Below are 13,829 nucleotides of genomic sequence, written 5' to 3' on the forward strand. Positions count from 1 at the left end.
GCGAAAGCGACTGGTTCAAGGTTGCTTTCAGGCGGCGATCATTCATTTAATTTAATAGTAGGAGATGTCATGAGATTTCGGCAACAAATCAGCGACCGGTTGGAAACCGGCGGCACAATTTCCCGGCGCCGGCAAGCGGCAGGCGTCGTCTGTCTACCCTTGCTCGCCGTGGCGCTGGCCTATGCCGGCCCGGCGCACGCCAACTGCAAAAACACCGTGTCGGCCGATGTGGTCGCACTAGACCAGGTGTTTTATTACAACCGCCTGGGTGCGATGAATCCCGCCGGCATGATCTACGCGCTGAAGGCCGATGTCGTGGATCTGGCCGGCGGCCCCCATCCCGGCCCCGGCAATGCCATGCTGCGGCCTGATCACCGGCCCAGGCCGCTGACCTTGCGTGTTAACGAGGGCGATTGCCTGCAGGTCCGCTTCACCAACTGGCTGAGCCAGAATCTGGCGGGCTCTTTGCCGGCCCCCGTGCCGCCCAGCGATCCGCCCAACAGCACGCCGGTCCGCAATGACGACGGCCCCGCCACGCGCACGGCCTCGTTCCATGTCATGGGCCTGCAGCCGAAAGACATCGTCTCCGACGCCTCCAAGGTCGGCAACAACCCCAGCGGATTGGTAGCTCCCGGCGGCAGCCTGACCTATACGTTTTATGCCGAGAAGGAAGGCACCTTCCTGGCCTACAGCACCGCCGCCACGACCGGCGGCGAAGGCGACGGCGGCTCGCTGGCGCACGGCCTGTTCGGCGCCGTCAATGTCGAAAACAAGGGCGCGGAATGGTACCGCAGCCAGGTCACCGAACAGGATCTGGCCCTGGCCGCGACTTCCTCGACGCTGTCCGCGTCCGACGGCAAATTTTATCCGGTCATCGACTATCAGGCGGTCTATCCAGCCGTCGAAACCCGCAAGCCGCAGGAGAAGCTGACGCTGACGGCGGCGCGGGGCGGTCTTTATCGAGCCACGATCAGCCGCCTGACCAGCAACATCGGCTTCATCCCCGGCGATCAGGGCAAGACCCTAATCACGGGCGACTTCAAGGGCACGATCAGACGGGTCAATACCGATGGCTCTGCCCTCGTGGCGCCGATCACGGCCGTCAGCGCGCTGGAAGCGGCCCCGTACAGCTGGCGGATCGAAGGCACGGCGCCGCATCCGCTGGCCGGCCGGCCTATCCTGAGCCTGCTCGACAGCCGCAACCAGATCGTCCACTCCGATCTCAATGCCATCATCACCGGCCCCAACCGGGGCAAATTCAGCCCGGCTGTCGAACCCAAAAATGCCGTGTATCCGGACCGTCTCGATCCGTTCCGCGAGTTTACGGTCATTTTCCACGACGAAGCCAAGGCCGTACAGGCGTTTCCGGACTGGTTCAATGATCCGGTGCTCAGCCACACCCTGTTCGGTGTCCGGGACGTCTTCGCCATCAACTACGGCACCGGCGGCATCGGCTCGGAGATCATCGCCAACCGCCTCGGACTCGGCCCGATGAAGGACTGCGTCGATTGCAAGTACGAGGAGTTCTTCCTGACCTCGTGGGTGCTCGGCGATCCGGCCATGGTCGTGGATGTGCCCGCAGGTGTCAACTCCGACGGCCAGCTGGGCGTCGTCGCCAACCCGCAATTCGCGACCCAGGCTTTTTTCCCGGCTGACCCGTCCAACGTGCACCACAGCTACCTGAACGACCGGGTCAAATTCCGCAACCTGCATGCCGGCCCGAAAGAACACCATATCTTCCACCTGCATGCCCATCAATGGCTGCACACGCCCGACAGCGACAACTCGGCCTATCTGGACAGCCAGAGCATCGGGCCGGGCAGCGGCTATACCTATGAAATCGCTTATCACGGCGGCGGCAACCGCAACCGCACGGCCGGCGATTCGATCTTCCACTGCCATTTCTACCCGCATTTCGCCGGCGGCATGTGGTCTCTGATGCGCGTGCATGACGTGCTGGAGACCGGCACCGTGCTCGCTGCCGACGGCAAACCGGCACCCGGCGCCCGCGCGCTGCCCGATCGGGAAATTCTGGCCGGCACACCGATCCCGGCCGTCGTGCCGCTGCCGACCATGGCCATGGCGCCGCAGCCGGGCGCGAAAGTGGCCATCGAAGACGGCCAGGTCAAATTGCCCGATATCGCCGCCGGCAACCCCGGCTATCCGTTTTATATCGCCGGCATTGCCGGCCACCGGCCGCCGCAGCCACCGCTGGATATGGTCGCGGACGGCGGCCTGCCGCGCCATGTGATCGCCGACGGCACGGCCGTCAGTGAAGAGACTCGTCTCAGCTTCGACAAAACCGTGACGGCCATTTCGGCCATCAAACTGCCCGCCAACGGCACGCCCTGGGAGCGCCAGGCCATGATTTTCCATGGCGGCGACGGTGTCACGCCGGGCCCGAAAGCCTATAGCACGCCGAAACCGGACGGCGGCGCGGGCGCTTTCAAGGTCAATGGCCTGCCCGCCAAGCCAGGCGCGCCGTATGCCGATCCCTGCATCAATGACCAGCAGCAGCCCGCGGCCGGCAAGCCCCGTTTCTACCACGCCGCCGTGATTCAGCTGGATACCAAGATGAACAAAGTAGGCTGGCATTTCCCGCAACAACGTATTGAGACCTTACGGGAAGATGTCGAAGACACAATGGATGGCATCAGGCCGCCCGAGCCCCTGTTCTTCCGCGCCAACACCGGCGAGTGCGTCACCTTCCACCACACCAACCTGGTACCGCATCTTTATGAGCAGGATGAGTTTCAGGTAACGACGCCGACCGACACGATCGGCCAGCACATCCATCTGGTCAAGTTCGACGTCACGTCCTCGGACGGCTCCGGCAACGGCTGGAACTATGAAGACGGCACCTTCAGCCCCGAGGATATACTTGAGCGCCTGACAGCCATCAACGCTCCCGGCGGCGATTGGCTGGATGCTGATAAACCGAATGACCCTAATCCGCCTAAACCGCCCCTCTGCAACCTGGGCGACTTCCAGCGCGGCGGCGGCACTTGCGTGCAGACCACCGTGCAGCGCTGGTATGCCGATGACGTGCTGAACAATATCGGCGAGGACCGCACGCTGCGCACCGTGTTCACGCACGACCACTTCGGCCCATCCACCCATCAGCAGGTGGGGCTCTATGCCGCCCTGGTAATCGAGCCGGCCAATTCAACCTGGAAGCACAACGAGACCGGCGCGCCCCTGAGCGGCCGCGCCGACGGCGGCCCGACCAGCTGGCAAGCCATCATTGAACCGAAAAACGGCGACAAAGCCTACCGCGAGTTCCTGCTGTCAATGGGTGATTTCCAGTTGGCCAGCCGCAATGATGACACCCCGGTCAATCCGCCCGCCAAACAGGAAGCCGGGCTCCATGATCTGATCGAGGTCGCGCCGACCTGTCCGGGCGGCGTCCCCCGGCCCTGCCCCGAAGCCATCTCGGCTGACGATCCCGGCACCATGACCGTGAACTACCGCAATGAACCGCTGGCGCTGCGCGTCAATAACGGCGCCAATAGCCAAACCCCGGGTCGGGCCGGCGATCTGTCGTTCGCGTTCGAATCGCGCACGGACCGGGCCATTCCGGCCTTGAACAGCCAGCCGGACTTTTTTGTCCAGCCGTTGACCCGCGACGTCCTGCCCGGCGATCCGTTCACGCCGCTGCTGAAAACGTTCGCCGGCGACAAGATCCAGATCCGCACTGCATTCGGCGCCCATGAGGAAGGCCACAACTTCAGCATGCACGGCCTCAAATGGCTGTTCGAGCCGTCGCTGAAAGACTCCGGCTACCGCAATTCGCAAATGATGGGTATCTCCGAGCACTTTGAGTTCGAAGTGAACGCCGTAGACTCCATCAATCTGGGTACGCCCTTTATCGATCAGGCCTATTTCCCGGGCGCGGCGACCGATGACCTCTGGAACGGCCTGTGGGGCATCCTGCGGACCTATAACGATAAAGGCACTTACTCGGCCAAATACCCCAGACCGACGCTGGCGAAACTGCCGAGCAATCCGGAGGGTTATGTGATGCCGGTGAACTGTACCGTGGATAAAAAAGGCTATAGGAACTGCATCACCACCAACGGCGTCTGCCCGATCACTGCCCCTAAGGTCAACTTCCAGGTTCATGCGTTTCTGGCGAAGGATCTGCTGGGCAGCCCGCTGGTCTACAACCAAAAGGCCGGGCTGAAAGATCCGGGCGCCATCCTGTTCGTGCGCGATTCCGATCTGAACGCCGCCAAGAAAAAGCTGAAGCCCGGCGTGCCGATTGAGCCGTTGATCCTGCGCGCCCGCGCCGGGGACTGCATCAACCTGGCCCTGGTCAATCACCTGCCCGCCAACCTCGGCAACACGCAACAGGATGGCTGGAGCACGCTGCCGATGATCGTCGAAGGCTTCAACAACAATGACATCCGGCCGTCCAGCCATGTCGGCCTGACACCGCAACTGGTGGAATTTGACGCCTTGCGCGGCGCCGGTCTGAGCATAGGCCAGAACTGGACCCTGCCGGGCGGCAATCTGGTCACGGCCGCCCCCGGCAAAACGGTCAGCTATAGATGGTATGCCGGCAAAACGACACCAGGAGCCTATCCTGATGCCAAGTCGAAACTGAAGAAGCTGTTTGCCGAGCCGGTGGAATACGGTGCCATCAACCTGATGCCGTCGGATCGCATGAAGCAGATCAGCAAGGGTGCCATCGGGGCGTTGATCATCGAGCCGCAGGGCGCGAAGTGGCAGGAAGACGCCAACATGCGCGCCTCGGCCACGGTCACGCTGACCAACGGCAAGTTCTTCCGGGAACACGTGCTGCTGTTCCAGGACGACCTGAACCTGCAGCAAGACGGCGTGCCCGTGCCTAATCTTGCCGGTATTGAGGATCCCGAAGACACCGCTCAGAAAGGCTTCAACTACAGGACCGAGCCGCTATGGACACGCATGGGCTTTGCGGCGGATACCCCGCTGGAAATAACACGCACCTTTGACTTCACCAATGTGCTGACGGGCGCAGCGGAAACACCGACTTTCCTGGCCAAAGCCGGCGAGCCGGTCCGGATGCGCGTGCTGCAGGCCGGCGGTCATTCCCGCAACCATGTCTTCCAGCAGCACGGGCACATCTGGCTGGAGGAACCGTTCACCAACGGCTCGACGGTGATCGGCACCAACAGCTTCTCGGAATGGCACGGCTCCCAAGCCGGCATCGGGCCGGGCAGCCATTTCAACTTCCTGCTGGCCAATGGCGCGGGCGGTGTCTTCGCAACGCCCGGCGATTACCTCTACCGGGATCAGGCATCGTTCACGTTTGACGGCGGGCTGTGGGGCAAATTACGAGTGCAATAGCATCGCGTAAGGCGTATCGGAGTGCAGCCGCAAGCCGGCTGCACTCTTTTTATCGTTATCGGATACTCGATAAAACAGGGATATGACTATGAGAACACCCAATTACAGAAATTCAGCATTATGCTTCATCGTATTGACCGGCCTTTTCTTCGTGTTCAGCGATCAGCTGTCTTCATTGTTCAAGAATAATCCGTCAGACAACGAAGTAATCAAGGAAGGCTTGTCCATCGCCTTGGCCATCGATCCGGTCCAGGCCGACAAGATCGCGGCCTCGGCTCTGCACGAGGGCCAGCCGGCGCGCCTGCAATTCACGGTTCGGGATACGTCCAGCAAGGAACCGGTCAAGGGTCTGCACCCGGCCGTCTGGCTGGACCGCCAGAACCCGCAGGAACAGAGCCTGTCATGCAAGGACCGCATCAACTCTTATCTGCAAAGCAAGCTGGCTTTTCAGCCCGATATCAACCTCAACTCCTATTTCGTGCTGGCACTGAACAACAAGGCCAGCATTTCCGTCATCGATCCGATGAACGGCTTCGGCGGCAGCAAGATGATCACGCGTATCCGGCTGAACAGCCCCGGCGTGGACTGGGCCTTGAGCAAGGATAATAAAAAGCTCTATGTGGCTACGCCGTTAAGCCGCGAAGTGGCGGTCATCGATACCGGCACCTGGCAGGTAAAGACTTTTCTGTCATTTGAAGCTTCACCCACCCGGCTGGCCTTGCAGCCGGACGGCCACTATTTGTGGGTGGGACTCGAGAAGACCGATAACAAGTCCTCAGCCGATGTCAGCGCCGTCGATACCGAGAAAAACCAGGTGGCCGCCTCGATCGCCACCGGCAAAGGCAGCCATGAATTTGCCTTCAGCGCCGACAGCCGCATGGCTTACGTCAGTAATGCCGACGACCAGACGGTGGCCGTCATCGATACCGCCAAGCTGGCCAGCCATCACGCCGTCAAAAGCATGGCCCGGCCCGTGGCGCTGGCTTTCTCGACGTTGAGCAAAACCCTGTACGCAGCCACCGAAAAAGGCCGCCTGCTGGTCATCGATGCCGAAAGCCAGGCCGGTGCGCCCATCGAGACCGGCTCGCCGCTGAAAGCGTTGCGCTTCAGCCCCGACGGCCGCTGGGGTTTCGCGCTCAGCCAGAGAGACAACAAAGTGTTCATCATCGATGCCTCAGTGAACCGCCTGGTCCAGACCGTCGAGGCCGGTGCCGCGCCGGACCAGATCACGTTCACGGATCATTTCGCCTATGTCCGCTCGACCGGCAATGAAACCGTGAGCATGCTGCAACTGGATGCGCTGGGCAAGAACGCGCCGGCAGCCGTGACGACCTTTCCGGGCGGTCAGTCCGCCCCGGGTTCATCCGGGCTGCTGTCGGCCGATGCCATTGTGCCGACGCCTGAGCGCAATGCCGTGGTGGTCGCCAATCCAGCCGATAAATCCGTGTACTACTACACGGAAGGCATGGCCGCACCGATGGGCAATTTCGAGAACTTCGGCATGAATCCTATGGCGGTCATGATTGTAGATAGAAGTCTGCAGGAAACCGCGCCCGGCGTTTATACAGGCACCGCTCAGTTGCCGCCGGCCGGCCGTTACAGCGTCTCGGTACTGCTGAACAATCCGACGGTCTACCACTGCTTCGCCGCCGACATCGCGCCGGACCCTGAACTGGCCAAATCAGACACTCAGCCGGTCAAGGTGGAGTATTTGCTGAACAGTAAGGAAGTGCCGGTCGGCGCGCCGGTATCGATCCGGGTCAAAGTCAATCATACGGAAAAAAATAATGTCAGCGACCTGCAACTGCTGATCTTCCGCATCCCCGGCCAATGGCAACAGCGGCTGCTGGCCAAACCGCTGGGCGACGGCCTGTATCAGGCGGACATCACGCCGACGGAAACGGGCGTCTATCAGGTATTCGCACAGTCGGCCTCGCTCAATTTCACCTTTGAACAACAGCCCATGCTGACGTTCCGCGCCATCCGACCGGAAATCGCTACCGCTCAGGTCAAGGAGTTGGCGCCATGAATATCAAGTTCAGAACCGGAGTCATCATCACCCTGCTAATTACCGGCGTTCTTATCGCCGTTGTGCCGGACCCGGCGCCGAAGACGATAGCGTCTCCGGTCGCACTGCCGAATACCGAACTGCAGGACCAGAACGGCGCCTCGGTCCGTTTTGCCAGCGATGTCGCCGGCAATCGGATCATGGCGCTCAATTTCATTTACACTGATTGCCAGACGGCCTGCCCGGTCGTCTCGGGCATTTTCTCCAAGCTGCAAAGCCGGCTCGGCGACAAATTGGCCAAGGACGTGCGCATGGTCTCGCTGAGCATCAATCCGGCTACGGATACGCCTGAACGGCTGAAAGCCTACGCGGAGCGCTTTCACGCCGCGCCCGAGTGGCTCTGGCTGACCGGAGAGAAGGCCCAGGTCGACGCCCTACTCAAAAGCCTTGGCGTCTACAGCACCGATGTCGCCAACCATGCGCCGGTCATTCTGGTCGGCGACCCGGTCCGCGGCGAATGGACGCGCTTCAATGGCCTGTCCAGCCCGGATACCATCGCTGCCCGAATCGATGAATTGCTGAATGCCCGCCATGGAAAATCCTGAGCGCGAGGTGTGGCTGCAGGGCCGAATTTTATTCGGCCCGAAACACTCGGCTGGACGGGGCTTGCTGTCTGTCCAAAAACATTCAGCATTGGTTGCAACCCTCGCCCCACCTGAGTGTAGTAAGGTAATGCAGGCGCAAAGACCATCCATGCAGCCGTTCATAATTTTACGCCTTAAGTTTACAAGTCTCCCTGTGACGCGATATCACTCTTGAATGTCTGAAACATCGCTATAGGCTTTCCCACCGCTGCCCGTTCACTTACTTTTCAGGCTGAATCTCATCAAATCAGGTATTTCCTGAGCTAAAAATCAGGGTTTCACCCGATTTCCACACTGTAGCTGTGCTTATAAAGTCAGATTGTCTTTTAAATCCTTAATCGATTGCTGTACAGAAAAGTGGCTGGCTCAAGGCTGCTTTCAGGCGGCAATAATTTCTTCAATTACTGTAGTGTGGAGATGTCATGAAAATTCGGCAAATCAGCGGCCGGTTGGAAACCGGCGGCACAATTTCCCGGCGCCGGCAAGCGGCAGGCGTCGTCTGTCTACCCTTGCTCGCCGTGGCGCTGGCCTATGCCGGCCCGGCGCACGCCAACTGCAAAAACACCGTGTCGGCCGATGTGGTCGCGCTGGACCAGGTGTTTTATTACAACCGCCTGGGTGCGATGAATCCCGCCGGCATGATCTACGCACTGAAGGCCGATGTCGTGGATCGGGCCGGCGGCCCCCATCCCGGCCCCGGCAATGCCATGCTGCGGCCTGATCACCGGCCCAGGCCGCTGACCTTGCGTGTTAACGAGGGCGATTGCCTGCAGGTCCGCTTCACCAACTGGCTGAGCCAGAATCTGGCGGGCTCCTTGCCGGCCCCCGTGCCACCCAGCGATCCGCCCAACCGCACGCCGGTCCGCAATGACGACGGCCCCGCCACGCGTACGGCCTCGTTCCATGTCATGGGTATGCAGCCGAAAGACATCGTCTCCGACGCGTCCCATGTCGGCAACAACCCTAGCGGATTGGTAGCTCCCGGCGGCAGCCTGACCTATACCTTTTACGCCGAGAAGGAAGGCACCTTCCTGGCCTACAGCACGGCCGCCACGACCGGCGGCGAAGGCGACGGCGGCTCGCTGGCGCACGGCCTGTTCGGCGCCGTCAATGTCGAGAACCAGGGCGCGGAATGGTACCGCAGCCAGGTCACCGAACAGGACCTGGCCCTGGCCGCGACTTCCTCGACCTTGTCCGCGTCCGACGGCAAATTTTATCCGGTCATCGACTATCAGGCGGTCTATCCAGCCGTCGAAACCCGCAAGCCGCAGGAGAAGCTGACGCTGACGGCGGCGCGGGGCGGTCTTTATCGAGCCACGATCAGCCGCCTGACCAGCAACATCGGCTTCATCCCCGGCGATCAGGGCAAGACCCTAATCACGGGCGACTTCAAGGGCACGATCAGACGGGTCAATACCGATGGCTCTGCCCTCGTGGCGCCGATCACGGCCGTCAGCGCGCTGGAAGCGGCCCCGTACAGCTGGCGGATCGAAGGCACGGCGCCGCATCCGCTGGCCGGCCGGCCTATCCTGAGCCTGCTCGACAGCCGCAACCAGATCGTCCACTCCGATCTCAATGCCATCATCACCGGCCCCAACCGGGGCAAATTCAGCCCGGCTGTCGAACCCAAAAATGCCGTGTATCCGGACCGTCTCGATCCGTTCCGCGAGTTTACGGTCATTTTCCACGACGAAGCCAAGGCCGTACAGGCGTTTCCGGACTGGTTCAATGATCCGGTGCTTAGCCACACCCTGTTCGGTGTCCGGGACGTCTTCGCCATCAACTACGGCACCGGCGGCATCGGCTCGGAGATCATCGCCAACCGCCTCGGACTCGGCCCGATGAAGGACTGCGTCGATTGCAAGTACGAGGAGTTCTTCCTGACCTCGTGGGTGCTCGGCGATCCGGCCATGGTCGTGGATGTGCCCGCAGGTGTCAACTCCGACGGCCAGCTGGGCGTCGTCGCCAACCCGCAATTCGCGACCCAGGCTTTTTTCCCGGCTGACCCGTCCAACGTGCACCACAGCTACCTGAACGACCGGGTCAAATTCCGCAACCTGCATGCCGGCCCGAAAGAACACCACATCTTCCACCTGCATGCCCATCAATGGCTGCACACGCCCGACAGCGACAACTCGGCCTATCTGGACAGCCAAAGCATCGGGCCGGGCAGCGGCTATACCTATGAAATCGCTTATCACGGCGGCGGCAACCGCAACCGCACGGCCGGCGATTCGATCTTCCACTGCCATTTCTACCCGCATTTCGCCGGCGGCATGTGGTCTCTGATGCGCGTGCATGACGTGCTGGAGACCGGCACCGTGCTCGCTGCCGACGGCAAACCGGCACCCGGCGCCCGCGCGCTGCCCGACCGGGAAATTCTGGCCGGCACGCCGATCCCGGCCGTCGTGCCCTTGCCGACCATGGCCATGGCGCCGCAGCCGGGCGCGAAAGTGGCCATCGAAGACGGCCAGGTCAAATTGCCCGATATCGCCGCCGGCAATCCCGGCTATCCGTTTTATATCGCCGGCATCGCCGGCCATCGGCCGCCGCAGCCGCCCATGGATCTGATCGAGGACGGCGGCCTGCCGCGCCATGTGATCGCCGACGGTACTGCTACGAGTGTGCAGAACCGCCTTGACTTCAGCAAAATCATCAACACTTTAGCGGCCATCAAACTGCCCGCCAACGGCACACCCTGGGAGCGCCAGGCCATGATTTTCCATGGCGGCGACGGCGTGACGCCGGGCCCGAAAGCTTACAGCACGCCGAAACCGGACGGCGGAGCGGGCGCTTTCAAGGTCAACGGCCTGCCCGCCAAGCCGGGCGCGCCGTATGCCGACCCCTGCGTCGACGACAAGCAGCAGCCCGCGGCCGGCAAGCCCCGTTTCTACCACGCCGCCGCTATTCAGCTGGATACCAAGATGAACAAGGTGGGCTGGCACTTCCCGCAACAGCGCATCCTGACCCTGAGGGATGACGTCGAAGACACGCTCGACCAAATCAGGCCGCCCGAGCCCCTGTTCTTCCGCGCCAACACCGGCGAGTGCATCACCTTCCACCACACCAACCTGATTCCAAATATCTATGAACAAGATGACTTTCAGGTAACGACGCCGACCGACACCATCGGCCAGCACATCCATCTGGTCAAGTTCGACGTCACGTCCTCGGACGGCTCCGGCAACGGCTGGAACTACGAAGACGGCACCTTCAGCCCTGAAGAAGTGCATGAGCGTCTGGCGGCCATCAACGCGCCTAATGGCGATTGGCTGGATGCCGAGCGCCCTAACCCCTCCGCAAGCAAGCCGCCGGTCTGTACCCTGGGCGACTTCCAGCGCGGCGGCGGCACTTGCGTGCAGACCACCGTGCAGCGTTGGTATGCCGATGACGTGCTGAACAATACCGGTGAGGACCGCTCTCTGCGCACCGTGTTCACGCACGACCACTTCGGCCCGTCCACCCATCAGCATCCGGGGCTCTACGCCGGCCTGGTAGTCGAGCCGGCCAATTCGACCTGGAAGCACAACGAGACCGGCACGCCCCTGAGCGGCCGGGCGGACGGCGGCCCGACCAGCTGGCAGGCCATCATCGAGCCGAAAAACGGCGACAAAGCCTACCGCGAGTTCCTGCTGGAAATGGGCGATTTCTCGCTGGCCTACCGCAATGATGACACGCCGGTCAATCCGCCCGCCAAACAGGAAGCCGGGCTCCATGATCTGCTGAGAGTCGCGGAAGTTTGTCCGGGCGGCGTCCCCCGGCCCTGCCCCGAAGCCATCTCGGCCGACGATCCCGGCACCATGACCGTGAACTACCGCAACGAGCCGATCGCGTTGCGCGTCAATAACGGCGCCAATGGCCAAACCCCGGGCCGGGCCGGCGACCTGTCGTTCGCGTTCGAATCGCTCACGGACCGGGCCATTCCGGCCTTGAACAGCCAGCCGGACTTTTTTGCCCAGCCGTTGACCCGCGATGTCCTGCCCGGCGACCCGTTCACGCCGCTGCTGAAAACGTTCGCCGGCGACAAGGTCCAGATCCGGATTCTGATGGGCGCTCATGAGGAAGGCCACAACTTCAGCATGCACGGCCTCAAATGGCTGTTCGAGCCGTCGCTGAAAGACTCCGGCTACCGCAACTCGCAAATGCTGGGCATTTCCGAACACTTTGAGTTCGAAGTGGACGCCGTAGACTCCGTTAAAGTGGGTACGCCCTTTGTCGATCAGGCCTATTTTCCGGGCGCAGCGACCGATGACCTCTGGAATGGCCTGTGGGGCATCCTGCGGACCTATAACGATGCAGGAAATTTCTCGCCCAAGTATTCGAAACCGACGCTGGCGAAACTGTCGAGCAATCCGAAAGGAACCTTGATGCCGGTAAACTGCAACACCATCGGTGCGAATGGCCTTCCTAACTGTGTAAATATAAATGGCGTCTGTCCAACCGGCACCCCTCAGGTTAGCTTTAAGGTGCATGCGTTTCTGGCGAAGGACCTGCTGGGCGGCCCGCTGGTCTACAACCAAAGGGCCGGGCTGGAGGATCCGGGCGCCATCCTGTTCGTGCGCGATTCCGATCTGAACGCCGCCAAGAACAGGCTGAAACCCGGCGTGCCGATTGAGCCGTTGATCCTGCGCGCCCGTGCCGGGGACTGCATCAACCTGGCCCTGGTCAATCACCTGCCCGCCAACCTCGGCAACACGCAACAGGATGGCTGGAGCACGCTGCCGATGATCGTCGAAGGCTTCAACAACAATGACATCCGGCCGTCCAGCCATATCGGCCTGACGCCGCAACTGGTGGAATTTGACGCCCTGCGCAGCGCCGGCCTGAGCATAGGCCAGAACTGGGTCCTGACGGGCGGCAATCTGGTCACCGCCGCCCCCGGCAAAACGGTCAACTATAGATGGTACGCCGGTCGAATGACGAGCAGGCCCTACCCTGATGCCAATTCGAAACTGAAGAAGCTGTTTGCCGAGCCGGTGGAATACGGCGCCGTCAACCTGATGCCGTCGGATCGCATCAAGCAGGCCAGCAAGGGTGCCATCGGCGCGTTGATCATCGAACCGCAGGGCGCGAAGTGGCAGGAAGACGCCAACATGCGCGCCTCGGCCACGGTCACGCTGGCCAACGGCAAGTTCTTCAGGGAACACGTGCTGCTGTTCCAGGACGACCTGAACCTGCAGCAAGACGGCGTGCCCGTGCCCAACCTGGCCGAATCGGAAGATCCCGAAGACACCGGCCAGAGAGCTTTCAACTACAGGACCGAACCGCTATGGGCACGCATGGGCTTTGCGGCGGATACCCCGCTGACGCTGACGCGCGGCCTGGACTTTTCTAATGTGTTGGCAGGCGCAGCGGAAACACCGACTTTCCTGGCCAAAGCCGGCGAGCCGGTCCGGCTGCGCGTGCTGCAGGCCGGCGGTCATGCCCGCAACCATGTCTTCCAGCAGCATGGGCACATCTGGCAGGAGGAACCGTTCACCAACGGCTCAACGGTGATCGGCACCAACAGCTTCTCGGAATGGCACGGCTCCCAAGCCGGCATCGGGGCGGGCAGCCATTTCAACTTCCTGCTGGCCAATGGCGCCGGCGGTGTCTTTGCAACGCCCGGGGATTACCTCTACCGGGATCAGGCATCGTTCCAGTTTGACGGCGGGCTGTGGGGTAAATTACGAGTGCAATAGCATCCCGTAAAACGTATCAAGGGTGCGGCCGATGGTCGGCTGCACCCTTTTCCATTTCTGCAGGACTGCAGACAAAACAGGAGCTTTAACCGATAAACTGCTTGATGCTCGCCGTGAAAATGCCTGGAGCTTAAGCTCACAAGTAGCCGAACCTCCCTGCATGAC

At 61.6% G+C, this 13,829-nt stretch carries 4 protein-coding genes; all 4 read left to right on the plus strand.

Features of this window, described 5'->3' with window-relative positions; translation table 11 throughout:
• Window positions 1-69 precede the first annotated feature (69 nt).
• Window positions 70-5,331: a hypothetical protein gene (locus ACTNE6_RS13210; protein ID WP_442497062.1), complete on the plus strand. Its 5,262-nt coding sequence runs from the start codon at window positions 70-72 to the stop codon at window positions 5,329-5,331.
• Between the two features lie 88 nt (window positions 5,332-5,419).
• Entirely contained in the window at window positions 5,420-7,360 is a 1,941-nt protein-coding gene (locus ACTNE6_RS13215; RefSeq protein WP_442497063.1) for a hypothetical protein, read from the plus strand.
• Window positions 7,357-7,944, plus strand: a complete 588-nt coding sequence (locus ACTNE6_RS13220) for an SCO family protein (RefSeq protein ID WP_442497064.1) — start codon at window positions 7,357-7,359, stop codon at window positions 7,942-7,944. The genes ACTNE6_RS13215 and ACTNE6_RS13220 overlap by 4 nt, the downstream gene beginning before the upstream one ends.
• Window positions 7,945-8,405: 461 nt before the next feature.
• Entirely contained in the window at window positions 8,406-13,664 is a 5,259-nt protein-coding gene (locus ACTNE6_RS13225) for a hypothetical protein (protein ID WP_442497065.1), read from the plus strand.
• Window positions 13,665-13,829: the final 165 nt, after the last annotated feature.

It is taken from the genome of Methylobacter sp. sgz302048 (assembly GCF_052162025.1).
In the GTDB taxonomy this organism is placed as follows: domain Bacteria; phylum Pseudomonadota; class Gammaproteobacteria; order Methylococcales; family Methylomonadaceae; genus Methylobacter.